At 63.4% G+C, this 24,590-nt stretch carries 27 protein-coding genes; 9 read left to right on the top strand and 18 right to left on the bottom strand.

Features of this window, described 5'->3' with window-relative positions:
* Positions 1-37 precede the first annotated feature (37 nt).
* Entirely contained in the window at positions 38-412 is a 375-nt protein-coding gene (locus tag AArc1_RS04170) for a translation initiation factor IF-5A (protein ID WP_117363185.1), read from the top strand.
* A complete protein-coding gene (gene speB / locus AArc1_RS04165) occupies positions 412-1,263 on the top strand; it encodes an agmatinase (RefSeq protein ID WP_117363184.1) in 852 nt (283 codons plus the stop codon). Before AArc1_RS04170 ends, speB begins: the two co-directional genes overlap by 1 nt.
* A gap of 31 nt (positions 1,264-1,294) precedes the next feature.
* On the opposite strand, the gene AArc1_RS04160 is transcribed toward speB, so the two are convergent.
* Entirely contained in the window at positions 1,295-2,212 is a 918-nt protein-coding gene (locus AArc1_RS04160) for an acetamidase/formamidase family protein (RefSeq protein WP_117363183.1), read from the bottom strand.
* Between the two features lie 137 nt (positions 2,213-2,349).
* Between AArc1_RS04160 and AArc1_RS04155 the strand changes: the two genes are divergently transcribed.
* Both AArc1_RS04155 and AArc1_RS04150 read left to right on the top strand, forming a co-directional pair.
* Positions 2,350-3,117, top strand: a complete 768-nt coding sequence (locus AArc1_RS04155; protein ID WP_117363181.1) for a Nif3-like dinuclear metal center hexameric protein — start codon at positions 2,350-2,352, stop codon at positions 3,115-3,117.
* 349 nt (positions 3,118-3,466) lie between these two features.
* Entirely contained in the window at positions 3,467-4,591 is a 1,125-nt protein-coding gene (locus tag AArc1_RS04150; protein ID WP_117363179.1) for a hypothetical protein, read from the top strand.
* 140 nt (positions 4,592-4,731) lie between these two features.
* Here the strand turns inward: AArc1_RS04150 and AArc1_RS04145 are convergent, their stop codons facing one another.
* Positions 4,732-5,118 (bottom strand): pyridoxamine 5'-phosphate oxidase family protein, encoded by a 387-nt coding sequence (locus AArc1_RS04145; protein WP_117365772.1) that lies wholly within the window; start codon positions 5,116-5,118, stop codon positions 4,732-4,734.
* A 426-nt stretch (positions 5,119-5,544) separates the two neighbouring features.
* Here AArc1_RS04145 and AArc1_RS18810 point away from each other — a divergent pair, with 426 nt between their 5' ends.
* A complete protein-coding gene (locus AArc1_RS18810; RefSeq protein ID WP_117363177.1) occupies positions 5,545-5,745 on the top strand; it encodes a hypothetical protein in 201 nt (66 codons plus the stop codon).
* A gap of 705 nt (positions 5,746-6,450) precedes the next feature.
* Here the strand turns inward: AArc1_RS18810 and AArc1_RS04135 are convergent.
* From AArc1_RS04135 to AArc1_RS04115, 5 genes are all read right to left on the bottom strand, one after another.
* Entirely contained in the window at positions 6,451-8,334 is a 1,884-nt protein-coding gene (locus AArc1_RS04135; protein ID WP_117363175.1) for a PAS domain-containing sensor histidine kinase, read from the bottom strand.
* Positions 8,335-8,552: 218 nt separating this feature from the next.
* Positions 8,553-9,332, bottom strand: coding sequence for a M48 family metalloprotease (locus AArc1_RS04130; RefSeq protein WP_228442386.1), 780 nt, complete (start codon positions 9,330-9,332; stop codon positions 8,553-8,555).
* A 287-nt stretch (positions 9,333-9,619) separates the two neighbouring features.
* Complete coding sequence (locus AArc1_RS04125) at positions 9,620-10,096, bottom strand: DUF302 domain-containing protein (protein ID WP_117363171.1); 477 nt, start codon at positions 10,094-10,096, stop codon at positions 9,620-9,622.
* 76 nt (positions 10,097-10,172) lie between these two features.
* Complete coding sequence (locus tag AArc1_RS04120) at positions 10,173-10,865, bottom strand: CPBP family glutamic-type intramembrane protease (protein ID WP_117363169.1); 693 nt, start codon at positions 10,863-10,865, stop codon at positions 10,173-10,175.
* Positions 10,866-10,870: 5 nt separating this feature from the next.
* Complete coding sequence (locus AArc1_RS04115) at positions 10,871-11,158, bottom strand: DUF5789 family protein (RefSeq protein ID WP_117363167.1); 288 nt, start codon at positions 11,156-11,158, stop codon at positions 10,871-10,873.
* Positions 11,159-11,280: 122 nt separating this feature from the next.
* Between AArc1_RS04115 and AArc1_RS04110 the strand changes: the two genes are divergently transcribed.
* Positions 11,281-12,315: a DUF7139 domain-containing protein gene (locus AArc1_RS04110; RefSeq protein WP_117363165.1), complete on the top strand. Its 1,035-nt coding sequence runs from the start codon at positions 11,281-11,283 to the stop codon at positions 12,313-12,315.
* A gap of 152 nt (positions 12,316-12,467) precedes the next feature.
* On the opposite strand, the gene AArc1_RS04105 is transcribed toward AArc1_RS04110, so the two are convergent.
* The 4 genes from AArc1_RS04105 to AArc1_RS04090 all read right to left on the bottom strand — a co-directional run bounded on the left by AArc1_RS04105 (position 12,468) and on the right by AArc1_RS04090 (position 15,264).
* A complete protein-coding gene (locus AArc1_RS04105; RefSeq protein ID WP_133412318.1) occupies positions 12,468-13,655 on the bottom strand; it encodes a LolA family protein in 1,188 nt (395 codons plus the stop codon).
* A 97-nt stretch (positions 13,656-13,752) separates the two neighbouring features.
* Positions 13,753-14,250 (bottom strand): metal-dependent hydrolase, encoded by a 498-nt coding sequence (locus AArc1_RS04100; RefSeq protein WP_117363161.1) that lies wholly within the window; start codon positions 14,248-14,250, stop codon positions 13,753-13,755.
* Between the two features lie 84 nt (positions 14,251-14,334).
* Complete coding sequence (locus AArc1_RS04095) at positions 14,335-14,844, bottom strand: CinA family protein (protein WP_117363160.1); 510 nt, start codon at positions 14,842-14,844, stop codon at positions 14,335-14,337.
* A gap of 93 nt (positions 14,845-14,937) precedes the next feature.
* Entirely contained in the window at positions 14,938-15,264 is a 327-nt protein-coding gene (locus AArc1_RS04090; protein ID WP_133412317.1) for a hypothetical protein, read from the bottom strand.
* A 94-nt stretch (positions 15,265-15,358) separates the two neighbouring features.
* On the opposite strand from AArc1_RS04090, the gene AArc1_RS04085 reads away from it, so the two are divergent.
* Positions 15,359-16,459 carry a pyridoxal phosphate-dependent aminotransferase gene (locus AArc1_RS04085; RefSeq protein ID WP_117363158.1) on the top strand — a complete coding sequence of 367 codons (1,101 nt, stop codon included), beginning with the start codon at positions 15,359-15,361 and terminating at the stop codon, positions 16,457-16,459.
* Positions 16,460-16,969: 510 nt separating this feature from the next.
* A complete protein-coding gene (locus tag AArc1_RS04075) occupies positions 16,970-18,106 on the top strand; it encodes an ArsA family ATPase (protein WP_117363155.1) in 1,137 nt (378 codons plus the stop codon).
* An 18-nt stretch (positions 18,107-18,124) separates the two neighbouring features.
* Here AArc1_RS04075 and AArc1_RS04070 read toward each other — a convergent pair whose 3' ends face one another.
* Positions 18,125-19,321 carry an MFS transporter gene (locus AArc1_RS04070; RefSeq protein ID WP_117363154.1) on the bottom strand — a complete coding sequence of 399 codons (1,197 nt, stop codon included), beginning with the start codon at positions 19,319-19,321 and terminating at the stop codon, positions 18,125-18,127.
* 199 nt (positions 19,322-19,520) lie between these two features.
* Positions 19,521-19,895: a tautomerase family protein gene (locus tag AArc1_RS04065; protein WP_117363152.1), complete on the bottom strand. Its 375-nt coding sequence runs from the start codon at positions 19,893-19,895 to the stop codon at positions 19,521-19,523.
* 168 nt (positions 19,896-20,063) lie between these two features.
* Between AArc1_RS04065 and AArc1_RS04060 the strand changes: the two genes are divergently transcribed.
* A complete protein-coding gene (locus AArc1_RS04060; protein ID WP_117363150.1) occupies positions 20,064-20,294 on the top strand; it encodes an Lrp/AsnC family transcriptional regulator in 231 nt (76 codons plus the stop codon).
* Between the two features lie 39 nt (positions 20,295-20,333).
* On the opposite strand, the gene AArc1_RS04055 is transcribed toward AArc1_RS04060, so the two are convergent.
* From AArc1_RS04055 to AArc1_RS04035, 5 genes are all read right to left on the bottom strand, one after another.
* The gene (locus AArc1_RS04055; protein WP_228442385.1) at positions 20,334-20,942 is read right to left on the bottom strand and encodes a hypothetical protein; all 609 of its coding nucleotides are present in this window, start codon (positions 20,940-20,942) and stop codon (positions 20,334-20,336) included.
* A 116-nt stretch (positions 20,943-21,058) separates the two neighbouring features.
* Complete coding sequence (locus tag AArc1_RS04050; protein ID WP_117363149.1) at positions 21,059-22,006, bottom strand: SDR family oxidoreductase; 948 nt, start codon at positions 22,004-22,006, stop codon at positions 21,059-21,061.
* Between the two features lie 170 nt (positions 22,007-22,176).
* Positions 22,177-22,968 carry an endonuclease V gene (locus AArc1_RS04045; protein ID WP_117363147.1) on the bottom strand — a complete coding sequence of 264 codons (792 nt, stop codon included), beginning with the start codon at positions 22,966-22,968 and terminating at the stop codon, positions 22,177-22,179.
* A gap of 955 nt (positions 22,969-23,923) precedes the next feature.
* On the bottom strand, positions 23,924-24,298 hold the full coding sequence (locus AArc1_RS04040) for an SHOCT domain-containing protein (protein ID WP_117363145.1): 375 nt from the start codon (positions 24,296-24,298) through the stop codon (positions 23,924-23,926).
* A gap of 50 nt (positions 24,299-24,348) precedes the next feature.
* Complete coding sequence (locus tag AArc1_RS04035; RefSeq protein WP_117363143.1) at positions 24,349-24,573, bottom strand: hypothetical protein; 225 nt, start codon at positions 24,571-24,573, stop codon at positions 24,349-24,351.
* Positions 24,574-24,590: the final 17 nt, after the last annotated feature.

Here is a 24,590-nt window from a genome sequence, read left to right as displayed (position 1 = left end):
CAAACGGTTTATGAAGTTCGGTTGTTTACCCCGCCGTATGGCGAGACAGCAGAAGGAAGTTCGCGATCTTCAGGAAGGTGGCTACGTAGTTATCGACGACGCGGCGTGTAAGATCAACGCCTACTCGACCGCCAAGCCCGGCAAACACGGGAGCGCCAAGGCCCGAATCGAGGCCAAAGGCGTCTTCGACGGCAAAAAACGCTCGCTCTCTCAGCCCGTCGACGCGAAGATCTGGGTCCCAATCATCAACCGGAAACAGGGCCAGGTCGTCTCCGTCGACGGCGACGATATGCAGGTAATGGACCTCGAGACGTACGAGACGATGACGATGCGCGTCCCCGACGACGTCGACGTCTCGCCCGACGACGAGATCGAGTTCCTCGAGATGGAAGAGCAGCGAAAGATCGTCTGATGTTTCCCGGGGCGAGCGACAGACGCGAGGCGGGCGACGTGGCCGACGAATCCGGTCGCGCGAACGCGAACTTCGTGGTCGTCGGTGCGCCCCTGGACGTGTCGACGACCTTTCAACCGGGCACTCGGTTTGGTCCCCGGCGAATCAGAACGTTTGCGGAGACGTTCGACGATTACGACCGTCGAACCGACCAGTACTTTTCCGACCTCGGCGTCGTCGACCACGGCGACGTCCGCGCGTGGGACGACGTCGAGGCGTACCTCGAGTGGCTCGAGGGAACCGTCCGGGATGTCGTCTGGGACGAGGCCATACCGCTGGTGCTCGGGGGCGAACACACCGTCTCGCTCCCGGCCGTCCGCGCCGTCGAACCCGAGGTGTTCGTCTGTCTCGATGCCCACCTCGACCTTCGTGATGCCTACGACGGGAACCCGCTGAGCCACGCCTGCGTCACGCGACGAATCCTCGAGGACGTCGATTCCGTCGAGGAGGCGATCATCCTCGGCGCACGGACTGGCAGCGAAGCCGAGTGGGACCGCGCCGAGGCCGACGACGTAACCGTCGTCCCACCGGAGGACGTCGCCGAGGTCTCGGTCGCCGACCGACTCGAGGGCCGTGAGGCCTACTTGAGCGTCGACATCGACGGTGCCGATCCCGCATACGCGCCGGGGACGGGCACGATGGAGCCGTTCGGCCTCGAGCCCCGCGAGATGCGCGACGTCGTCCGCGAGGTCGCACCACAGACGACGGGCTTCGACGTGGTCGAGGTCAACGACCGCGACGACGGCCAGGCCGCGTCGCTGGCGGGGAAACTGCTCCGGGAGTTCGTCTTTTCACGCACTGTGAGCCGGTAGGCCGGATCGAACTCCCGGCCCTGGTGGGGCGTCAGAACGGCGAAGAGAGGTACGCCTTCGGCACCGCGTTGCGCACCGTCACCAGCGGATCGACCACCTGGCTGATCTCGAGGCCCCCAACTAGACTCGAGAACATGTAGGCGTCCGTTTCGTCGAAGCCGTGGTCGGCCGCGAGCAGGTCGATGGCGTCCAGATTCGCGAGTTCGCACGCCGCCTCGAGCGTCTCCGCGCTGGCGACCGTCTTCCAGGCGTCGGGCGTCTCGAGCAGTGGGCGCTCGAGGTCGACGCCGATCGTCTCGCCGTCGATCACTTCGAGGGTGACGTCGATCTCGCAGGCGATTTCGGAGCCAGTGCCACACATCTCGCCGTCGGCCATCGCGGCCTTGCAATCGCCCATCGCGAGCATGGCACCCGACTGGAAGACGGGGAAGTAGATCGCGTTGCCGGCGGTCACGTCCGTCGTATCGAGGTTGCCGCCGTGGTCGTGCGGGACGAGCGTCGTGTACGAGTCTTCCTCGGGGGCGACGCCGATCGTGCCGATGACCGGCTCGACGGGAACCTCGAGGCCGTCGAAGACGATCGTCTCGCCGTCGTCGTCGACGGGGGTCGTTCGGGAACGGGGGGCCTCGATGGCCTCGTGGCCGTCGAGCAGGCCGAACCAGTCGATGGTGATCACGCGCCCCCGGTCTTCGGCGACACGGACGGCGTCGATCTCGACGCGCAGAACGTCGCCCGGTTCGGCACCCTCGAGGGCGATGGGGCCAGTCGCCGCGTTGACTTCTTCGGGAACCGACTCGAGTACGTCGGCGTCGGACTGGACGGCACCGTCGAGGCTATCTCGCGTCTCGATCGTGAGCCGTGTACCCGACCGGACCGTCTCGATGGGCGTCAGATCCGGGGTGAACTCGTAGATCGCTCCCTCCTCGTGTGAAACCGTTTGTCGCGCCATACCTGATCCATTGGGACCTGGGACGGTAAATCATCACCTCGAGCACCGATCACCGACAGCGCCACGACGGGACGGACGGGTGGAACGATCCGATCGCACACATACAAGCCCCCCGAGGCGTATGCTCGAGTATGTCCATGGAACTGCCGGAACTCGTGTCCCGACTCGACGAGGAGGTACGCACCGACGATTTTGCGAAGCTGGACGCCAGTGCGAACGGCCTGCAGGTCGGCCCTGAGGAGGGGACTGTCGACCACGTCGCGTTTGCCGTCGACGGTGTCCGCGAGACGATCGACCGGGCGCTCGAGGCCGATGCCGATCTGTTGGTCACTCACCACGGCCTCTCGTGGGGTGGGTTCGACCGCGTGACAGGGCGCACCTACGACCGGCTCGAGCCCCTGGTCGCGAACGACCTCGCCCTGTACGTCTCTCATCTCCCGCTCGACGGCCACCAGGAGCTTGGCAACGCCGCTGGCGTCGCCGACGTGCTCGACCTCGAAGACCGCGAGCCATTCGGCGAACTCGGTCCGGAGTACATCGGCCAGCGTGGGCGAGCGTCCAACCCATATACGCCTGAAACGCTTCGTGAGACGCTCGCCGCCACCCTCGAAACCGGCGACCAGCCCGTTCAACTCCTCGAGTTCGGGCCTGACGAGATCGAGGAGGTCGCGATCGTCACCGGCAGCGGTACCGACTGGCTCGACGAAGCTGTCGACGTCGGAGCCGACGCGCTCGTGACCGGCGAAGGGAAACAGCAGGTCTACCACGAGGCGAACGAAGCCGGCGTCCACGTTGTCCTCGCTGGCCACTACGCGACCGAGACATTCGGCGTCCGCGCACTGCAGTCGCTGGTCGACGACTGGGGCCTCGAGACGACGTTCCTCGAGTGTCCGACCGGCCTGTAGGCGCTCGAGGACTACTCGGCCGTTCACAGTCCGTGGCACCGGTAGGGACTCCGTATGCCGGACGGACTGGGCTCGAATCTGCCGTACGGGGGACTCGACCCTGACGTTCGAACAGGCGGAGGCTGAACGTCCATGGCCTCGGGTTAGCCCGATACTTCGAGCGAGTTTGCGACGGCCAAATCGGGTGCTGGTTCGCTCCGAGCTGGATGACTCTCCGGCGAAAATGAGTGTTTTCGGGTTAGAACTGTCATTCTATCGGGTAGTTCGCTGATTACAAAACGTCGATACGGTGGAGATCCGGTACTCGCTGGTCTGGCGGCGTCGCCGTCAGTGGCGGGACGATCCCACCATGTCAGACGACAATCGAATCTCCAGGCGAAGAAGCCTCAAAGGTATCGCGGCGACCGGCACGTTCATCGCTGGCGCTGGAATCGGTGCGAACTCGGTTAGCGCCGGCAAGAAAGACAAGGCGGACGAGAAAAAAGAGACAGACCGAGAGAAGACGCCAAAAGAGAAAGAGCACGCAAAGGGTAAAAAAGAGGATCCGGATGGAGTCGCCGACGTCGTCGGCGTCGACAAACTCGATTTCCAGCAGTGTCACTCGGTGGCGATCCTGTTCGACCAGGAGTACGTCGAAGCCGTTGCTAGCGATGATGGCATCGTCAAAGGGCTCCGAATCCGGCTGTACAACGCACGACACGACCGCGTCGAAAACTACGATCGGACGGTTACGATAGGCGATCTGCGGTCGTCGACGCTCCACGGTGAAGACGACGTCGGCGACGTGTTCGCGTACACGTTCAACGTCTACCAGTTCTTCGACCGACCGATCGGTGCCGGCGACAGCATCGTCGCGGTCACGATGGACGGGACCACGTTCCAGAACCCCAACGCGTGTGCTGAACCGTATCAGCGGACGTTCGAGGGTGAGGGGGTCTTTGATCTCGACGACATCTCGTTGCAGGCCGTCTGCGTCGACTCGGAACGCGGACTGGCCCGGTACCGGGTTCGAAACGGCAATCACACGCAGATCGAAGCCGTATACGACGTCGAAGACACCGATGAAAGCGGCACCATCGCGGTCGAACCGTACAGCGCGACCTACTTCGAGGTCGCCGCACCGGAGGGAGAGGCGACTGTTTCGATCGCCGCCGACGGAGAGACGCTCGACGAACGCGAAAGCGCAATCGAAACCGAGTGTGTCCCACGCGATTCGATCGCACTCAACGCCGAGTGCTATGATCCAGTCGAGGGCGCAGCGCGATTTTACGTCCACAACGGGACCGACCGCGACCTGACGTTCGTCATCTACGTGGCCGAAACTGGCGCGACCGGTCGCATCACCGTCGAGGACTCGCTCGCGAGCGCAGAGACGTTCTGGGTGCCAGCTCCCGACGGCGAAGCGTCGGTCTCGCTGTACTACGAGGGCGAGGTCGTCGGCGCCGACGTGAGCGATCCGGACGACACCTGCTAATCCAACGCGACACCGATCCCGTCTCGAGCGAGTGCCGCGTCTCTACAGGCGCTCCCGAACGGACCGGTAGCCTCCGCAGGTGGTCCCCAACGAGGTCCGCCCGTGGAGGACACTCGAGTCCGACACCGATCGGTTCGTCGTCAGTACGTCCGCGAAGACGCCGACCCGACGTCGATCCGAACCAGTTCGTTCTCCTCGTAGGCGTCCGGCGTTGCGCCGTACTTCGCATTGATCCGTTTACGTGCTCGCCTGGTGGCGTCCTCGTCCGCAACGACGGTCGCGGTCCCGAGCAGCGTCACCGACCACCTCGCTTCGCCCGCGTCGTCGGCCTGTACGGAGAGCGCGACGCGTGGGTTTTCGCGAACGTTCGCCAGCTTCCGTCCCGTGGTGACGAGTTCGATGGTGCCGTCGTCGTACCGATACCAGACCGGGGCGACGTGTGGGCGGCCGTCGACGCACGTCGCAAGGTGAGCCATCAGTGGCTCGCTTTCGAGCAGTCGCTTCGCCTCGGGCGGGACGTTCGTCACGGTCGTGTCGGCGTCGGCGAGACGCAAAAGCAGTCGGCATGGGGTTGCCGAGCCGGTCCGGTTCCCGAATAGGTGGTACTCGTCCCCAACCGCCACGACGAACTGCTGGACGTCGGTTTCGACCCACCCACGAGCCCCACGACGATCGTGCCTACTACCCGGTACAGTACCCCTACCGGCCAGCCTCGAGCGCCCAGAACGGGGGAAACCGGATCCGACTGAGTGGCTGGGGACTCGGTCGTATGGTGTGCTTTGACGAGCCATATGGGTTTCTTTCACACATGTTCTGGCGCTCGAGAGATCTATCATGAACTTTTATGTGCTTGCAGTCAGTAGGGGTGAGTACAGATGTCGGTCGTACACGTAAGAGCCTGATTCCGTTTGCCGACAGCACCGTCTTCGACACCGCATTCGATCCCGACCGACATGAGCACACGAAACTTGCAATCCAGGACCGACGCCGAACCGACGTTTGACCGCACCACGACCCGAACACGACCGACCGTTCCACCAACAGCTACGGAACGTGCGCCCCAGACGTTCTCTCACCGCTCGACGGGGCGACTCCAGAACCTCATCGACGAATGGAACGCTGGGTTCGCCGGCTCGAGCGCCCGAAGCGATTAGCTGGCCTGCTGTTTCGCGCCGTAATACGGACGCCGATCCAAACCGTCTTTTGAGTACCGGCCGTATCCCTGGCTGGCCGATGACGATGGACCCGACCGGAGCCGGACTCGGCACCCGGCCGTGAGGAGCCCTATGAGTACCGAGGCCATCGGTTTCCACGACCCATTCGTGAGCGTCAACTATCTTCGCGTCGAGAACGGATAGCGCATCGCTCGCGTATGTATCTCCGGATCGCGAAAAACAGCCGTCTCGAGCGTGATGCGAGGTCGGGTTACGTGCGTCGGCGATACTGCAAGAACCCCTTACGGATCGTCGTCGGGTCCTCGTTTCCAGATGTCCGGCAGGTCTCCAGTAGGTGGTGTGTGCGAGACATCTTTCATTGTTCGTGTCATGCCCACACATGACACCGTGAATCATATATATCTTTCTGTAAAGGTATATTAGTTACCTAGTAGCATATAGTGTTGCTCGTCGGCTACCCGGTTTCGAGCGGGACACGAGTAACGTATTCGTTCGGGGGTTCACAGGGTGTTACTGGTCGTGATCGCTCGAGAAGCCGTGGCGGAGGGCACTCGTGGTGCGGTCTGAGGCATCGATACGTGAAGAGTGCGTTCTCAGACCGACACGGTCAGTGCCCGGCCGATTTCGAGACGTGTCTATCGTCGGTGTGGGAACCGGTTCAGTTGGGACGGGGTAGGCCGCCGGTTACGGTGCCCGAGGGAGTTCGACGACGAACGCCGCCCCACCGAGGTCGCTGTTTTCGACCCAGACGTCACCGCCGTACTTGTCGACGAGCGTCCGGACGAGATACAACCCGATTCCGGTTCCGCCGCTTTCGAGTCCCTGGATACCCTCCTCGAAGATCTCCGCCTTCCGGGCATCCGAAACGCCGGGGCCGTCGTCTGCGATCGTGATCCGAGCACGATCGTCCGTTACGGTGGTGGAGACGCGTACCTCGGGAACGGCAGTGTCGCTGTGGACGATCGCGTTCTGGAACAGATTTCGGAACACGGACTCGAGCATGTCGTCGGCCAGCACTCGAACGTCGTCGATCGGCCCGTCGGTCAAGATCAGTGCGTTTTGGTGACTCGAGCGAGCGTGTTCGATCCGATCGCCGAGGACGGATCGTAACTCGATCGGGACCGGCGTGGCTTCGGCCCGAAGCAAGACGTCCGTCATGTCTCGAGCAGTGGCTGTGATGTCGACGGCTTCGTGTGCGGCGTTTCGGATCTGATCGACGTATGCCGCACCCGACTCGTCGACGTGGTCTGTGAGGGCCTCGGCGTAGGCGAGTACGAGCTGGAGGTCGTTTCGGACGTCGTGGCGGACGATCTGGTTGATGACGGTGAGGTCGTCCCGCTGGGCCTCGAGTCGTCGTTCGTATCGGTCGAGGTCCGTGATGTCGCGGCTGTAAGCGAGAACGGCGTCCTCGTCGGTACCGATAACCTCATACGGGATCTTAGTCGTTCGAAGGAGACGGGTCTCGCCGTCGGCAGTGATGAGTTCCTCTGCTTGAATCTCGATCGGTTCACCGGAGTCGATTACGGCCAGGTCGTCTTTCTGGAACGCTTCGTGCTGGGACGCCTCTGGAAGGACCTCCGCTTCCAATCGTCCCTCGACCTCATGAGGCGAGAGACCATAGGCGTTGGCGGTCGTCTCGTTGGCAAGGAGATACTCGCCCTCTCGATTTTTTGCGAAGATGAGGTCAGGAACGAGATCGATGACCTGTCGTAGCTCCTCGCGTGCTCGCTCGGCAGCCCCCTCGCTAGTTCTACGATCGGCGACGTCGATGTTGACCCCGACTACTCGACGAGGCGTTCCATCCTCGTCGGTGAACAGTCGTGCTTTGGTCTCACTCCACACCACGTCGCCGCATTCGTCGCGAAACCTGAACTCGAGTTTGAGGTCTTCGGCTCGCTCGAGTGCCTTCGCCATCGCCGTCTCGACCTCGTCTCGGTCCGCCGGGTGGATCCGCTTCAGGAAGGCGTCGTAGGTACCCTCGAACGTGCCGGGCTCGGATCCGAGCAATCGTTCCATGCTCTCGTGCCAGACTACCTCGTCCGACTGTACATCCCACTCCCAGGCACCGGCATCAGCGGCCTCCAGCGCGATCGAAAGGCGCTGACTGATGTCTTCGAGGACTTGCTTCTCGTCGGCATCGATGATCGCGTCGCCGTCGGCCGTCCCATCTATCGCACTCGAGTGTCCGTCATCTTCGGACGAGTCGGGTACTGGATCGGCCGTGACGTCACGAAGACAGAGCGTGATCCCATCCGGCGCGGGATACGCTCGGAATCGAACCCGCGCATCGAGCGCCGCTGTGTCCGTCTCGATCCGTCTCGATTCCTGTGTCTCCATCGCCCGCTGCAGGTCGTCTCGGATGGACGGGCCGAACAGGTCCTCGAGTGGGCCCCAACCACACTCGCCTAGGAGTTCGTCACCGTCCTGACCGAACAGCGCGGCTGCTTGCTGGTTGACGAACGTGAACGTCCAGTTCCCATCGAGTGCGACCACCGGGTCGTCGATCCGGGCAAATACCTGCGCCGCCGACGCGTCGGGCGAGAGCCGATCTCCCGTCTCGGAACTCATTTGGGTCTCCCTCGCACGGCACAGTCGACCCTGTGACCGTCCACCAAATCCGTGTTCGACTCACTCATTCCACCACAAATATCCATAACGTTAGCAAGGTCGCCGTATTATTCAGCGTTCCGGCACCAATAGGAAATAACCATCCCTTTTAGAACGACCGGCGATCGGAGCCAGCGACGCGACCGGTTCCACCTCGAGCTGTGATACCACTGCTGGCGCTACTCGAGCGAGGAAGCCAGGTCCTCGAACCAGAGACACGGGCGGAAGACGACGTCGTAACCGGTCCTGTCCCGGATGTTCGCGAGGCCGCCGCGGAGCTGGTTCCACTCGGCGTCCAGCAAGTCGACCTCCTCACCGGACCCCATCACGCCCGGGTTCGTCGGATCGTCGTCGTGACCGAGCGCGAGGTGAGCGAGTTCGTGCAAGACGAGTCGGGCCTCCGCAAACCGGTCGGTCCGATTCGCGACCACCGCGCGATTGCCCGCACTGAACCCGTTGACGTAGCCGTCGGCGTCCCCACCGGCCAGATCCATCACGTGGCTGTAAATTCGTCCTTCGTGGGGAGGGGTGCTCGCTCCCGGAACGATCAGCAACTGGAGGGCGACGTCTTTGAGATCGGTCTCGACCTCCTCGCTGTAGAAGCAGCCGGGTCTCCACAGCAGGTCCCTGACGGTCGATCCGTACCGTTCGGTGACCGTCTCGAGGGCGTACCGGTGGGGATACTCGAGCCACTGTGCGTCGATGCCGTGTCGGCGAAACAGGTTGACGACCGTCCACTTCGTCGAGGGAAAGACCGCCGTCTGGCCGATGTACCTGACGTCGATGAGAAGCGTCGGCCGACCAGGCTCGAGTCCCTCGAACTGGTCCGGTCCGAACACCGACTCGAGACGGCGATGAAAGGCCGTCGATCGCTTCTTTCGATCGGGAATGCCGTCGTCGTCGCTATCCGTGTTGCGCCAGCGAGAGCCGAGGACGCTACCGCCGGCGAGAAACGACATCCCCCCGGTAACACCAATCGAACTGAGAAACGACCGCCGACTCGACCGGCGGTCGTCACCGTCACGCTGGACCACCATTGATCGAGAATCGGTTCGCTCGAGACGACATTATCCTGTGCGTGTACGATGCCACGCATTAAACGGCTGGCTGGTCGAATAGCCTCGCCTCGAGCGATTCGGCGACGGCTACGGGCGTTCGTCCCTGTCGGTTCGGTCGGCCGGTCGATCAGTTCCAGCACAATCGTACGCAGGTCGTAGATAGGTCGAAACCGGCGTATGGGCACACCTCAGTCGTCGTCCCCCTCAGTGTGTTCGGTCTCGATCGTCTCGAGTTTCTCGAACGTCTCCTCGACGTAGTCGCCGGTCTCGTCGATGATCTCGGCCCACGCCTCGTCGTTCGGGGCAATCCCGAGCAGGCGGGCGATCTTCATGATCGAGACGTGGTAGACGCGCTGGCGGCCCGGCGTTTCCTCCCAGACGATCATATTACACGGGAAGAGTCCGCCGATCCCCATCGTCTGCTCGAGCGCCCGATCGGCGATTTCGGGGTTACAGGCTCCGAGTACGTAGTAGGGGTCGCGGTCGGCGTCGACCTTCTCGTTCAACAGCTCCGAGGGTGAGAACTCGACGGGGATGCCGAACCCCACGTCTTCACAGACTTCGCGGACGTGGTCGATCGCTTCCTCGTGGCCCATCTCGAGGACGGCCTGTTTCTCGCCGTAGTCGTCGGGATCGATCGTCTCGGGATCGAGTGGGAGACTCATGTACGGTGGTTCGTCGGCACGCGAGTTAAACCGTCCCCCAGTTACCGACCGCACCGGGTCGCCTCGGTCCCGGCGATCACAGCGGGATGGGGAGCCACTCGAGTGCTGACAGGAACGGCATTGGATCGAACAGCGGGTCGTGGAGAACGAGCCAGTCGAGTAAGACGAGGCCGGCACCGTGGGCGATCACCGACGGAAGGATAGAGTTCGATTTGTAGTCGACGGCGCCGAAGAGGACGTCCGTCGGCCCGGAGAGCAAGAATTCGATGGGGGGTTTCGTCGAGTGGTGGATCATGTAGACGATGGGGCTGATGAGGACCGCTTTGAAGCCGATCTCTTTGACACCGACACAGAGCAAACCACGGTAGTAGGTCTCGGCGGCGACCGCGAGGACGAACAACTGGACGGCGTGTGGGAGAAACGTTTCCGGGGCTACCGTCGTGTGCCACATCGGGTAAAACTCCCTGATCGTCGGCAGCGTCGATCCGATCAGATAAAAGGGAAGGACGAACATCGAAAGCAAGACTGCGTTACGGACGGCGACGCGGTTGATCGTCCACCCGATGTGTCGTCGGTGAGTCACCGCGAGCGCGAGTGGGCCGCCAATCAGGAGTACGCTGTCGACGAGTACCCGCCGCTCGAGATCACCAGAGACGGTGTTCGTCCACAGAATCGTCAGGATGGCTCCCGTCAACAGCGACTTCTGAAACCAGGAGAGACGATTAAACTGGTCGCGGAGCCATCCGGAGGTGCCGTCCTCGGTCGCCACTGTCGTTACTCGTCAGTCGTCGGGATCGGACCCGTACCGATGACCTCGCGCACGTGGGTTTCGAACTCTTGGTGGCGCTCGAAGTACGTCTCCTCGACGTCCTCGAGAACCGCTGAGAGTTCGCGAGCCCCATCGGGCGTCCGGATCACGCTGTCGCCCTCGAGGCGATCGACTTCGCTTTTCTCTTTTGGCCAGGTCAGCCGCGAACTCACACGTGCGAGTGGTGCGCCCTCGACCGGCGTCCGTTCCCCGAGTGCGACCGCCGGCTCCGAGTCGTCATCGTCGTCGCTCATGTCTGACCGATTCGAGAGCCCGTCGATTCAAGCTTTCGTTTCCACGACCTCCCGACAAACCTCTCTGGCAGCCGAGGTGTGTCTGACGTATCGTTTTGTGGAGGGAGAACGAACGCCACCGCATGACAAGCCTGACGGAGGCCTACGACGGGAACGCTCGGGAGGTGACCAGCCTCCGGCGGTTGTACACGGGGACGGGGCTCGTCCTCCTCGGTGCGGTGCTCTCGGTGATTGCCCTCGTCGTCGCGACGACCGATCTCTTCTCGGGCGCTGCGACCTCGGTCGCCGATCCGTTCGGGACCATCGAGGCATCAGCGGCGGGAAGCATCGACCACTACGCCTCAGTTCGTCTCGCTGGCGTTATGGCAGGTCTCGGCGTCCCTGCGGCACTAGTCGGCGTCTTCCTCGTGTTGCCGGCCGGCCGCTGGGTGCGTGCGGCGGGGGCGATCAGTGCGAGCCTCTGTCTGTTCGGTGTCACGCTCTTCTGGTACGCCTATCCGATTCACTGGCGTGGCATGGGTGACGACCTCACGCTGCAGGTCTCGGCCGTCTACCTCCTCGGGCTGTTCATCGCCGTCTGGTGTCTGTTCACCGCCGTCGTCAACTTCAAAACGCGAAACGACCCCGGCGGCATGCTCGAAATGAACGTCACCCGACACAACCAGACCGTCGTCGAAGCACCCGATTCGGAGCCCGAATCAACTGGTTTCGGCGGCGTCGGCTTCTTCGGCGAAACACCGGATGGGAACGTCGAAACCCAGACGAACACGCCCGACGAGCACACCACGAGCGACGACGCGACCAGCTTCTCGTATGACGGTCTCTCGAGTACGGGCGGGCAATCTCAAACTCAGTCTCGAGGTTCGACGTCGTCGACTCGACGCGCCGGTGTGGCGACGAGCGACGGCGGGTCGGCCGCCTCCGACATCTCCTCGCCGCTCGACGGAGGCGAGACGGGCGACGGCCACGACGCCGAAATCGTCGAGTCACCGACCGCAAACGCCGCCACCGAGAGTGCAGGCGACAACTACTGTGGCAACTGCCGGCACTTCGAGTACGTCCGCTCCTCGTCCGGAATAGTTCCTTACTGTGGTCGTCACGAGCAGGCGATGGACGATATGGACGCCTGCGAGGAGTGGGGGCCGAACCGCCGATAACGCCCGGCAAACGCTCGAGGACACTCGAGCCGTCGGGCGACTTCCGCCTCGATTGTCACACCGTCCAAACGGTAGCCGACGGTTTCTCCGGGCTATGTGAACCGTTCCGGGGACGCGTCTCGAGAACTGAAGGCGGCGACGGGACGACCGGGTCAGGAACAGGCGATCCCCTCGGCGAGTTCGATCGCGAACGCATCATCGTCTCGCTGGTCGTCGTCGACGACGAGTTCGTAGTAGATGCCGTCACATTCCCAGGTGTAGCCCGTTCCTACCGCGGTCGAGACGACGTCCCCGCCGTGGTCGCCGACCGATTGCTCTTTTATCTCCCCGCGATCGAACGGAGCGTCGGAGACGTGAACGTAAATTTCGTCGCCGTCCTCGAGTTCGCCATCGCGGTAGAGTGCGTCGACGCTGACGTCGCCCTGAAACTCGCTCGCACTCACGATGACGCGCTCGAATCGGTCGGGAACGGGTGGTTTCTGGACGTCGAACGGGACGGCTTCGTTGGCCTCCGCGAGGGTGTCGACGTCGACCGAGTCGGACGGCTCGTAGACGTCGGTCCCCGCTGGCGGGTCGACCACGAACCGATCGTCGTCGATGGGGTCGTCGAATGTAGCGTTTTCATAGGTGACCGTCCGGACCTCCCGCTCGCGCTGGAAGACGTGCTCGTCCGGGTTCTCGTACTCGCTCTCGATTCGCTCTTTGATCGGGAAGCCAGCGTCGGCGTCGATCCACCAGGTCGTCGTCCGCGTCGCGTTCGCGTCCTCGTCCGCGCCGACCTCGAGGGCGAACTCCGTATCGCCGACGAGGAGGCTGATCCCGTCGGCCGTCTCGTCGTCGGCCGGTTCGATCTCGACGACGTGGGCCTCTCGGTCGTCGACGGTTTCGGTCCCTAGGTAGGCCGCCTCGAGATCGACGTCGTGTGTGTCCGCTCCCCAGTCGATCGCCTCGCCATCCCAGTCGTCGTCGACCAGCATCGACTCTGCCCTGGCATCGTACTGTTTGAACGTGGTGCCGTCGACGACGCGAACGTCGCCGACGTCGAACTCTGGTGCCGTACTCGAGGTCACCTCGGTCCGGGACTGGTCGGGGAACCGCTTCCAGACCTCGGCGGTGGTTTCGCCCGTGGTTGGCCCATCGTCGCGCGTGTGGTAGAGTTCGTAGCTCGAGTGACGCGTCGCCTGAATCGTCTCGACGTCGCCGTGCGTCTCGAGTACCTCATCGACCAGCGCGTCGGCATCGGGATCGCTCGCGAGGACGTCGATGTCGAGGGCAATAACGCCGACGGCGCCAACGACGGACAGCACGACGGCGAGGGCGACGACAGCGAGGACTCGCATCGACGTGGGAAACGACAGCATGAGCAATAAGTTCGGCAGAATTACATATTACTCTGACGATAGGCAACACTCCTTCGGATACCGGCAACGAGCCAGTTCAGAGTCCGAGCGTCTGTCGGCCGAGCTCGAAGCCCCACTGGGGCACCTCGAAGATGATCACCGCTGCAAGAGCCACTTCGGCAATCGTGACCAGCACCGTCACGAGGGTTGCTTTGCTACTGCTGACTGGAACCCCGAACGGGAGGTTGTACTCTTTCGGCGACAGCGGGTAGAACAGCGCGATACCGCGTCTGCTTCCCGCGACGTCCAGCACGTAGTGAGTCAGGACGCCGATCCAGACGTACTCGAGGTTTCCGAAGACGTACGGGAAGGCGACAAACGCGGCAAGCACTGGCAGGTTGTGCAGCGTCTTGCGGTGCTTGCCGAAGTCGGTGTCGACGTCCGGAAACAGCGCCCCGAGTGTTACGGGAACGCCGATCATCAGCATCGTCTCGAGCGTCACCATGATCTCGCCCGGTTCGGTCGCTGGCTCGAGGAGATATCCGAGTCCGACGCTCAACAGTATAGCGTTGAGTACGTGCCCCTTCTTGTTCATCTACTCCTACTCGCTGCGGTGTCCCCGAATACCTTTCTCTCTGACTGTCTCGATTAGCGACCGGTTTCGGACGGCGACCCACTCTCAGGCGTCGATCTCGGTGAGAAGGTCCTCGAGTGCGCGTTCGACGGTCTGCTCGCGGACGGCCGTCCGGTCGCCGTCGAAGACGTATCGGGAGGCCGTCGCGTACGACGACTCGCTACCCCAGGGACCGGCGTAGGCGATGCCGACGTACACCGTGCCAACGGGGTCGTCCGCCGTACCGCCCGTGGGGCCAGCGATCCCGGTCGTGGAGACACCCCACGTAACGTCACAGGCGTCTCGGACACCCCTGGCCATCTCGAGGGCAACCGGCTCGGAAACGGCACCATGTTCATCGAGCGATTCGCGGTTGACGCCGAGGTGGCGACGCTTCGCGCCGTAGGCGTACGTGGCGAGGGCGGCGTCGAAGTAGTCGCTCGAGCCCGGTACCGCCGTGATCGCGGCCCCGATGAGCCCGCCGGTACAGGATTCGGCGACCGCAAGCGTCGCGTCAGTCTCGCGCAAGGCGTCGCCGACCCGCTCGGGCAGGTCGGGGTCGATGTCGACGTGCATGCTCGAGGGGACGGGCGACGGGGTTGTCAAAGGGAGGGGCAACCGACGCGTTCACAGCGAGTGCGTGCGGACAGGCATTCGAGAGAGCGCGGGTCACTTGGGCTGTTGCATCCCCCAGAGAAAGACCAGCAGTCCCGCGAGGACGAAGAGCATCGCACTGAGTGCGAGAAGCGCTGTGAATCGCAATCCCGCAACGAGCCACCGGCGATCGGTCGGGAGCGTCGACGCGCCGACCAACAGGAGCGACGTCCCGCCGCAAAACAGGGCCAATCGAACGCCACCGTCGGCGGGTCTCATCCGGGCGGTGAGCAAGACGGACGAAACGACGATCGCGCCGACGAGCAGGAGCGTCCGACCGGTCGACGGCGGGAGAATCGGTCCAAAGAGGACGGTGAGGCCGTACTCGCGGAGGGCGGTCATCATGGCTAACAGCTATTCCTACTGGCATAATCTTCCCGTCCCAACGCCTGAGGCCGATCGAAAAACACGACCGGCGAGCGCTCCCAGTTGAGGTATGGAGTACGAGACGCCGCTGTTCTTTCGAGTGATGAAGTACGCGGCCGACGCCGACCGCGATGTGATCGACGTCGTCAGCGGAAACCCCGACTGGGAGCCGCCCACGGCGCTCCGCGACGGATTGCGAGAGTACGCCGATCTCGAGCCCGACGCCTTCCAGTACGCGCCGAGTGTGGGGCTGACGGAGCTTCGCGAGGAGATCGCAACCCGTCGCGGTGTCGACGTCGAGCAGGTCATCATCACGAACGGGACAGGCGAAGCGAACTATCTGGCCATGGCTCGCGCACTCGAGCGCGACCGTGGCGACGAGATCCTGCTGACCGACCCGGTCTATCCCTACTACCCAGGGAAGACGACGATGCTCGGCGGCCGCCAGACGTTCGTCGCGACGGACGCAGACGGCCAGCTCGACCCGGCAGCCGTCCGCGAGGCAGCGAGCGAGGAGACCGCCGCGATCGTCGTCAACTCACCGAACAACCCGACGGGTGCGATATACCCCGCAGAGACGATCCGAAAACTCGTCGCCATCGCCGAAGAGCACGACGCGCTCCTCGTCAGCGACGAGGTGTACGACCACTTCGACCTCGAGGGGCGGTTCGCGAGCGCCCTCGAAGTCGAGTCCGCTCACCGGATCGTCACGAACGGGTTCTCGAAGTCGATGGCGATCACGGGTGTCCGCGTTGGCTACGCGATTTTCCCGCACGACCTGGTCGAAAACGCCCGGAGTCGGCACATGCTGGTCAACGTCTCGACGACGCGACCGGGCCAGTACGCCGTCCTGAACGCGCTTCGGGAGACCGAGCCAGCGTACTACGAGCGCAACCGTGACCTGCTTCGCGAGCGCGTCGAGACGTTCACCGATGCACTCGACGCTGTGGGCGCAGAATACACCACGCCCCAGGGGGCGTTCTACGTCATGGCTCGGTTCGACGGCTTCCCAGGGACACTCGAGAACACCTACCGGCTGATCGACGAGGCTGGAGTCGCGGGGATGCCCGGCGAAGCCTTCGGCGAGTCCCGACGCGAGTGGCTCCGGTTCGCGCTAGTGACGCCGCGGATCGAGGAAGCGGCCGAGCGACTGGCGACGTACTTCGGGTGACTCGACGGGTGCAACCGGACTCAGCGTAGCGTACCGGTCCACGAGCAGTCAACACAGGCGAACAGACCCGCGCCGCTCGTCGTCTCCCCGTGACAAACGGGACACTCGAGTGTTCCAGCGGCACCGATCGGACCGTCGCCGTCGACGGATCGAAGCACGCCACGGCAGCGATGGTGTGGAATAGCCACGCCGGAGTGCGATCCGCCGTACGGGAAGGGATACGTTGAGGCGGTGTCGGTCGTGTCTCGAAGGTCGGGCGTCGTAAGCTGTGGCGTCATGGGTTAGTACGTGGGTGGACAGACCGTCCGGGTCCCATCGTTCGACCGTTGGAACATCGACCTCGTATATAACCGTTCGCCTCAGATGGATACAACACCCTCATCGTATTAAGATTGTACAGAGAATATAAGGTAACAGAGGGCACACCGGGTGCGAGCACAGCTACCCGGCCGGCGTTCGCGAACGGTCCCAACCGACGAATACTCGTGTCCCGGACGGAAACGGGGGGGCATGAGCGGACTCGACGTCGAGCCGGCCAACGAGGAATCGGACGCCGAGCGCGAGGACAACACGATCGAGGTGACGCCCACCGACTCCGTCGGCGACGAGCGCGAGACGGTCGACGTCGACCCCATCGACGAACCGCTCGAGGGGCCGGAGTACGTACTCTACGGCGGCAAAGGCGGTGTGGGTAAGACCACGATGGCGGCGGCGACAGCACTGGATAGCGCCCGCTCGGGGGTCCGAACGCTCGTCGTTTCGACGGACCCGGCTCACTCGCTATCAGATACCTACGAGTGTGACATTCCAGCCGAACCTGGACGCATTCGAGACGACGTTCCGCTGTACGCCGCCGAGATCGACCCCGAAGCGGCGATCGAACGCGGCCAGGCGACCCTCGTCGGCGATGGTGCGGAGGCACCCGGCGGACTCGGCGGTCTCGGCGAGATGCTCGGCGACGAGAACCCGATGGACGCCATCTTCGGCGGCGGCGCGATGCCCGGTGCCGACGAGGCCGCGGCGATGCAACTCTTACTCGAGTATCTGGACGACCCCCGGTTTGACCGGGTCGTCGTCGACACGGCCCCGACGGGGCACACGCTTCGACTGCTCCAGTTACCCGAGGTGATGGACTCGATGGTCGGCCGTATCATGCAGGTTCGCCAACGGCTGAGCGGCATGTTCGAAGGGATGAAGGGGATGTTCGGCGGCGAGGAGCCACCGACCGAAGAGCACGAGCTCGAGGATCTGGACGTGTTGCGCGAGCGAATCGAACGGTTGCGAGCCGCCCTTCGGGACCCCACGCGGACGGATTTCCGGATCGTCATGGTGCCCGAGGAGATGAGCGTCTTCGAGTCCAAACGGCTGCGCGAACAACTCCAGGAGTTCGACATCCCGGTCGGGACGGTCGTCGTCAACCGCGTCATGGAGCCGCTGTCGGACGTCACCGAGGACGTCGACGGGGTGTTTCTCCAGCCCGACCTCGAGGACTGTGCGTTCTGTCAGCGACGCTGGGACGTCCAACAGGGGGCGCTGATGGAGGCCCAGGAGCTATTCCGCGGGCCTGACGTCCGTCGCGTCCCGCTGTTCGCCGACGAAGTTCGGGGCGAGAAGATGCTCGAGGTCGTCGCGGCCTGCCTGCGGTAAGCTGGTCACGCCGGTAGATCACTCTTGCATCGCCGGCTCGTCGATCGGGGGCTCGAGGCGAATCACGAAGACGAGCAGTCCAGCGGCAACGACGCAGCCAGCGCCGAGCAGCCACCACGAGGCGCGGTAGCCGACGGTGTCTGCGAGGTATCCGAACGCAGGCGGGGCAACGATCGAGCCGGCCACGAGTGATAACTGGCCCCCAGCGGTTGCACTGCCCATCTCGTCGGCACCGACGACCGTCGACATACAGGAGTAGTAGACGCCGGTGTTCCCGAGGATGAAAAAGCCGAGGGCGGCGAAAGCGATCGTGACGGTAACGGCGGTCGACGCGGCTGCAACGGCTACGAACAGCCCAGCACCGACGAGGGCCTGCACCAGCAGGATCGATCCGATTCGGGCTCGAGGGGCACCCGGCAAAGTGTCGCTCAGCCAGCCGCCGACGATGCGGCCGACGCTGCCGGTCACCTGGACGAGAGCGAGCACGGCACCGGCGAATGCGACCGAGGTGCCGATTTCCTCGTTGACGTACAACACGGCGTATCCGGTCGTCGTAAAAAAGGCCGCTCCGAGAAAGAAGCCGGCGAGGACGAGGACGCGGTATGGGCGGTTGCCGGCCAGGTCCCGAAAGTCCGGGTACTCGGCCGTCCCTTCCCCACCCACACCGCTGTAAACGAGTGCGAAAATCACGGCGACCACGAGGCCGACGGCGGTCGCGATCAGAAACCCTGCCTGCCAGAAGAGGACTCCTGCGAGCCCCGTCACGAGTAGCGCGCTGATGCCGCTGCCGGCAGTGACGCCGACCTGTTTGATCCCGATCGCGAGGTTCTGTTTGCCGGGGGCGATGCTGTCGTAGATCGCTTTGTTCGTCCCCGGAATCGCCGAGGCGTACGTCGATCCGAGGAAGAAAGCCGCCGCGAGCAAGAGCGCGAACGTCGGCGCGCCCGCAACGAGAAGCGTCCCCGCCGAGAGGCCAACCAACCCAAGGGTGAGCATCCGCGCTTCGCCGAACCGGTCGATGACGGCCCCTGCGGGCAGGAGAAAGATTGCGTACCCAAGCGTGAGTGCGGTGACGACGAAGCCGACGTGAAACCTCGAGAGGCCGAACTCGGCCCGGAAAAACGGCGTCGCCGCGAACACGGTGTAATAACAGATGCTCGCCGCCACCTGACACAGCGTCACGAGCGAGACCGTCCGCCAGTACGACCAGTCCATCGACTGAACGGTGATTTCTCGACCCGGTGCTTTACTGTGGTGGTTCGCCGTACCATGCCGATGCATCGATACACCACGCCGATGAGTCGATACCCCAACCGATGCGTCGATGCGCTTCCCGGTGGCCCGACGTCTTTCGCCGGTGATTCGACGTCTCAGGCTCGAGTCGCTCCCGTCGGATCGGTCGTCCGGGCCGACATCAGTCTTCGTCCCATTCGCCGCCGACGCGGTCGACGCCCATCATCGACTCGCCGGGGTGTTCGGTGAAGACGACCTTCGCGTTCGCTTCGGGCACGTCGAACGTCTCACAGAGGTAGGTCATCGTCTCGAGGGCGAACGCCCGCTTGCGCTCGAACGGTCGTCCCTGCCGGATTTCGGCGTCGAGAAACACCAGCGGCCCGTCGACGGCCCGTCCGAGGTGAAGGTCGGCGTCGTCTCGCTCGCGAATCGAGACCGCGACGTGGCCCGCAGTCGTCGCCATCGCTTCGGTGTAAAGCGCCGTCACGCGCTCGGCCAACTCGGTCTTCTGGTCGGACGATAGCGAGAGCGTCGTATCGAACTGCAACAGTGGCATGGTTCACCGTCTCGGGCGAACCGATTGTAGATTCTGGTGTCTCTCGAGTCGTACGAGAGTTGGCGCGTTTACGGGCCAGACGATCGGCAACCGCCGCGTTTCCCACTTCCAGAGAACGGTGAGTGCGCTTGATACTCCGTACCAGAGTTACGAAACGTAGAGCCAGGAATGCCGGAACGCGACTCTCCGAGGTACCGCCAGGAACGTGCCGTTCTCAGGGCACTCGACGATGCCGGACCGATTACGACCCCCGAACTCGCAGCGATTCTCGAGCACCATCCTGCCGCCGTCGAACGCTGGTGTGTCGAACTCCAGCGTGCCGGTCGTATCCGTCAGTGTACCGGGGGTAAACTTACCATCGTCGACGGCGATCCGACCGAACAGGTCGCTGGCGACTGACGGTACAGCAGCGGTCGCAGAGCGGCCGATCGACACGCATCAGCCCGATCGGTCCCGTTCACGAATTCGCTCGTCCGCATTAGTCTCTCGCGCTGGTGAGTCGGTCGGTTGTGTGTCCGATGACGGGCGACCGGACGGGTCGTCGGCGGGTTCGGCCTCGAGGTCGGAGCCGAGAAACTCGGCCGTCGCACACTCGAGACAGTAGTGGTTGTAGCCGACCGACGACGTATAGATCGGAACGCCAGCGAGGGCGAACTCCTCGCGATAGCGTCGGACGGCGCCCGCGTCGACGCGTGATCGACAGGCGACACACCGTTCGTGGCACTCTTCTTCAGGGCGGACGACGCGCTGGTCGACGCTCCGGACGCGGCCGAACTGCGATGGGGCATGGCGCCGATCCAGCCGACGGCGGAATCTGGGGTTGACGAACACGCCGAACGCAACGGTGAGAAACGCCAGCACGAACAGGACGGTCGCACCGAGAACGCCGCCGGCCGTGAGGCCGACCTCGAGGAGGACGCGCAGACTCGTGACGCCGAGTGCGAGGCCGAGGAGGACGAGGAGCCAGCCAGCGACGCCATAGAGGAGCTCGGAGACGCTATCCGCGAGAGCGACGGCGCCCGATGGAGGGTCGCGATTGGAGGTCACGAACCGATCTTATACAGAGGGCGACATGAAGGTTCCGCGACGGGACAGGGGCTCGCCTCGAGCGGTCCCGACGAGTCGATCGAATCGAGTACAAGTGAGAACTGAGCGAAAGGGAGTTAGACGAGTTTTCGAAGGAGCGCGTAGCCAGCGTCGCGGAGCCGCTCCGGGAGGAAACGTGCGTAGACGCCGAACTGGGCCAGCGGACCGACCGGGTATCGGGCTGGCGGTTCGGGGTGGCTGGCCGCCTCGAGGATCGCGCGGGCGACGTCCTCGGGGTCGGATGCGAAGGGGCCTCCGGCGCCGCCGCCGATCAGTTGCATCTCGTCGTACAGTTCGTACAACGTCTCGTAGGCGGGCGTCCGTTCGGCTTCGGGGAGTTCCTCGTCGACGCGGTCCGAGAAGTTCGTCTCGACCGGCCCCGGTTCGATCACGACGACGTCGATACCGAACTCCTCGACTTCCGCACGCAACGAGTCGCTCATCGCTTCGAGCGCGAACTTCGAGCCGGAGTATGCGCCCGATCCGGGGAACGAGATGCGTCCAGCGACGGTGGAGACGTTGACGATCAAGCCCTCACCCTGGGCACGCATGTGTGGTACTGCCGCACGAGTGAGCCGGTGTGGGCCGTAGACGTTGACGTCGAACTGTCGGTGGAGATCCGCCGTCGAAACGTCCTCGAGCGGCCCCATCTGGGCGTAGCCGGCGTTGTTGACGAGACAGTCGATCGCACCGCCGCGGTCGACGGTCTCCTCGACAACTCTGGCGACCTGGTCGGGATCGGTGACGTCGAGCGCAAGCGTCTCACAGCCCGCTTCCGCGAGGTCTTCGATGTCCGCTGGGTCGCGTGCCGTCGCGACGACGAGCCACTCTTTCTCGAGAAAGGCGTGGGCAGTCGCCCGGCCGATGCCCGACGAACAGCCAGTGATCAGGACGGTCTTCTTGCGGGTATATCGGTCGTCTGCGCGTTCGTTCGGCGTCTCGTGGTCGCTATCGGGCTCGTGGTCGTCGTCGACGGTGCCGTCCGGCCCGTCGTCGGTTCCGTCGACGTCCTCAGCGGTGGCCATACGTGATGGGTACGAGAGACGATACCTAAGTATCGACGGTTTGTCGCGCTCGTCGGAACGTCACGTCGCCACGACGATCGGCCAGCAACGCGCCGTGACAGTCGGCCGGGCTCGAGTCACTGACAAACCGGAACTGGGCGCTCGAGTGACACCCGAAGAGTGTCGGTGCGTCAGCACCCGAGGTCGCGTTTGGCCTCGTCGGCGTAGGCGTCGGCGAGCCGGACCGGTTCTGGGAGTTTGTACGACGAGGCGAGTTCGAGGACCGCATTGGCGGCCGTCTCGGGCCCGACGCGGTGGCCTGGACTGACGTAGAGTGGGTTGATGTGACGATCCGGCGAGTCGTACTGGCGCGTCTGGACGGCGTAGCCGAGCAAGGTGCCGTCTGTGACGCCGACCCTCGAGTTCGCCTCGATCGGGACGCAGGCTCCTGCTGGCAGGTTCTCGATGGACTCGCGTGGAGTGCCACAGAGAAGGCTTTTCGCGACGCCGACGCTCGGCACGTCCAGTACGACGCCCATGTGCGTCGCGATGCCAGCCTGGCGGAAGTGAATGCGGCCGCTGCCGTCGAACAACAGCAGATCGGGCTCGACGGAGAGCGTCTCGAGTGCCGCGAGGATCGGCCGTCCCTCGCGAAACGAGAGCAAGCCCGGAATGTAGGGGCTCTCGAGGGGCGTCACCGCGTGGACGCGTTCGATCACCTCGCCGCCGCGAGTGGCGACAACGGCCGAAAGGGCTCGATCCTGTTCGCCCGCCTCGTTCGTGAGAAACGACTGATCGACGCCAACGACGGTCGGGGGCTCGCGCCCACTCACGGCCGCCTCGAGCGGATTCGACAGCGTTTCGGGGTCGAACTCGAACCGGTCTTCGAAGACAGCGGCGTCGGCGATCTCGCGCTGGAGGGTTTCCATCTCCTTGCGGGAGAGCGTAGGGTCTGGCTCGAGGTCGGGGCGTGAGGCGCGCATCGATACGATCGGATTGGGTGTGGGGGAAAATCAGTTGTGGGGTGTGCTGGCCCGCGAGACGGGGGCGCGAAATCGGATTAGATTCTATATCGTGCTGGGGATGGGCACGACCACACCATTATTGTTGAACATAGGGGTGCTGGCGATACATTCGCACGTGTAGTGAGTGGACGGTTCACTGATTTTACCGTGAAACAAATGGAGTCGTTGTGCTGCACTGATGCTCTAAATGTTGCGCGGACTTTCTGCCAACTACTGCATAAATTGAGTGAAGCGTGCTGAACTCACAGCGGAATGTGGCACGGATTGAGGATCAATCAGCGTTGATGTTCGAACGATCGGTACAGGTGGTGTATTACCAGTCAACGAAAGATGTTTGAGAGTTCCGACATAATTGGAGGTAAATGAATAATAGAGTTCTTGGCGCGGCAATTTGTGGACTCTCAATGGCACTCTTAGCCCCCGTCTTTTCAGGAGACGTGTTCGTAGGGATTTCCGTTTCAGTGTTGTTACAGTCGATTGGTGGCATACTGGCTATCGTCGGTGGATGCCTTCTCTTTCGAGATGCATTTCGACAACCGAGCAAAGCTACTTGAGACGTTTATTTGTATTCTGACTACTCATTAGCGTTCACGTCGCAGGTGTCTGGAGCAGTTGGTTTCGTTATGGCCATATGGAATAAACGTACCCATGTTGCTGAACTGATCCTCTAAGTCAGTCACGCAGCCCCTGAGAAAAGCTGAGTAGTTCGAAGAATCCGTGCTGAATCCACAGCGCGAACTTTTTCCGCGTCGGGTTCGCCTTCGGCGAACCGCTCGCACAAAAACTTCGATGAAAAAGGCGGACTGCTCGGCCTTCGGCCTCGCCGTCCGGGAACCGCGCTCGCTTCGCTCGTGCGGATGCTAGGAATGGATCCACTCTCTATATTCACCAGATCGGTCAGGTCCAATAGGGTTCAACGAATCTCGTTGACCCAACCGGGTCGAACCGTAACATCATCGATCGATTCAGAAGCCTCGTACTCGTAGCTCGTCGTCCACGTCTCGCCGCCAGCGTAGCGGCGTTTGAGTTCCTCGAGGCCGTCGTCGGTGTCCGACTCGGTACCGCCGTGGTCGTGACTCGGCACATCGGTGGCGGACTCGTCGACGTACCAGTCGGCGATCTCCTCGCCCCAGAGCAGGAAAACCGGCACGAGTAAGACGAAGCCGACGGTCGAGAGTACCCCTGCGACCATCTCGAGCCCGGCGAGGCTGACCAGCGAGACGGCGACGACCGTCACGATGGCGATCAAGAGCCAGAGGTCGTCGGCCATGAACTCGCGGACGTCCATCGCCAGACTGGCCCTTCAACGAACTTCGATAAGGGCCCTCTGCCGTGCAATCACTCACTGTGGCCGCGTCGAAACCGTTTTAGACGGGTGTACGCGGTCGAGAACGCGAGCGCGTTCGTCGCGAGACTCAAGCACAGCAGAAACTGGTTTCGCCGCTGGGTCCACTCGATTCGCTCGCGTTCTTCGGTGGCTATGCTGGCGGCGAGCCCTGAGAGTGCGGTTCCGAGCCAGGCGAGAAGTGCGAGAAGCGCCAGCGTGCGTCTGCGTCGACCCATGTGACGGCTTCGGGCTG

The sequence above is a fragment of the Natrarchaeobaculum sulfurireducens genome, assembly GCF_003430825.1.
Classification (GTDB): domain Archaea; phylum Halobacteriota; class Halobacteria; order Halobacteriales; family Natrialbaceae; genus Natrarchaeobaculum; species Natrarchaeobaculum sulfurireducens.
Note: the sequence above shows the minus strand (reverse complement) of the source record. Positions and strands in the feature narration are given on the sequence as shown.

Bases quoted from the DNA above. Each gene is read 5' to 3' on its own strand.
- AArc1_RS04075 (WP_117363155.1), top strand. From the start codon at position 16,970: ATGAGCGGACTCGACGTCGAGCCGGCCAACGAGGAATCGGACGCCGAG.
- AArc1_RS04085 (WP_117363158.1), top strand. From the start codon at position 15,359: ATGGAGTACGAGACGCCGCTGTTCTTTCGAGTGATGAAGTACGCGGCC.
- AArc1_RS04110 (WP_117363165.1), top strand. From the start codon at position 11,281: ATGACAAGCCTGACGGAGGCCTACGACGGGAACGCTCGGGAGGTGACC.
- AArc1_RS04170 (WP_117363185.1), top strand. From the start codon at position 38: ATGGCGAGACAGCAGAAGGAAGTTCGCGATCTTCAGGAAGGTGGCTAC.
- speB (WP_117363184.1), top strand. From the start codon at position 412: ATGTTTCCCGGGGCGAGCGACAGACGCGAGGCGGGCGACGTGGCCGAC.
- AArc1_RS04090 (WP_133412317.1), bottom strand. From the start codon at position 15,264: ATGACCGCCCTCCGCGAGTACGGCCTCACCGTCCTCTTTGGACCGATT.
- AArc1_RS04070 (WP_117363154.1), bottom strand. From the start codon at position 19,321: ATGGACTGGTCGTACTGGCGGACGGTCTCGCTCGTGACGCTGTGTCAG.
- AArc1_RS04135 (WP_117363175.1), bottom strand. From the start codon at position 8,334: ATGAGTTCCGAGACGGGAGATCGGCTCTCGCCCGACGCGTCGGCGGCG.
- AArc1_RS04100 (WP_117363161.1), bottom strand. From the start codon at position 14,250: ATGAACAAGAAGGGGCACGTACTCAACGCTATACTGTTGAGCGTCGGA.
- AArc1_RS04095 (WP_117363160.1), bottom strand. From the start codon at position 14,844: ATGCACGTCGACATCGACCCCGACCTGCCCGAGCGGGTCGGCGACGCC.
- AArc1_RS04065 (WP_117363152.1), bottom strand. From the start codon at position 19,895: ATGCCACTGTTGCAGTTCGATACGACGCTCTCGCTATCGTCCGACCAG.
- AArc1_RS04150 (WP_117363179.1), top strand. From the start codon at position 3,467: ATGTCAGACGACAATCGAATCTCCAGGCGAAGAAGCCTCAAAGGTATC.
- AArc1_RS04130 (WP_228442386.1), bottom strand. From the start codon at position 9,332: ATGTCGTTTCTCGCCGGCGGTAGCGTCCTCGGCTCTCGCTGGCGCAAC.
- AArc1_RS04045 (WP_117363147.1), bottom strand. From the start codon at position 22,968: ATGCGCGCCTCACGCCCCGACCTCGAGCCAGACCCTACGCTCTCCCGC.
- AArc1_RS18810 (WP_117363177.1), top strand. From the start codon at position 5,545: ATGAGCACACGAAACTTGCAATCCAGGACCGACGCCGAACCGACGTTT.
- AArc1_RS04050 (WP_117363149.1), bottom strand. From the start codon at position 22,006: ATGGCCACCGCTGAGGACGTCGACGGAACCGACGACGGGCCGGACGGC.
- AArc1_RS04115 (WP_117363167.1), bottom strand. From the start codon at position 11,158: ATGAGCGACGACGATGACGACTCGGAGCCGGCGGTCGCACTCGGGGAA.
- AArc1_RS04105 (WP_133412318.1), bottom strand. From the start codon at position 13,655: ATGCGAGTCCTCGCTGTCGTCGCCCTCGCCGTCGTGCTGTCCGTCGTT.
- AArc1_RS04040 (WP_117363145.1), bottom strand. From the start codon at position 24,298: ATGGACGTCCGCGAGTTCATGGCCGACGACCTCTGGCTCTTGATCGCC.
- AArc1_RS04155 (WP_117363181.1), top strand. From the start codon at position 2,350: ATGGAACTGCCGGAACTCGTGTCCCGACTCGACGAGGAGGTACGCACC.
- AArc1_RS04060 (WP_117363150.1), top strand. From the start codon at position 20,064: ATGCCGGAACGCGACTCTCCGAGGTACCGCCAGGAACGTGCCGTTCTC.
- AArc1_RS04160 (WP_117363183.1), bottom strand. From the start codon at position 2,212: ATGGCGCGACAAACGGTTTCACACGAGGAGGGAGCGATCTACGAGTTC.
- AArc1_RS04035 (WP_117363143.1), bottom strand. From the start codon at position 24,573: ATGGGTCGACGCAGACGCACGCTGGCGCTTCTCGCACTTCTCGCCTGG.
- AArc1_RS04125 (WP_117363171.1), bottom strand. From the start codon at position 10,096: ATGAGTCTCCCACTCGATCCCGAGACGATCGATCCCGACGACTACGGC.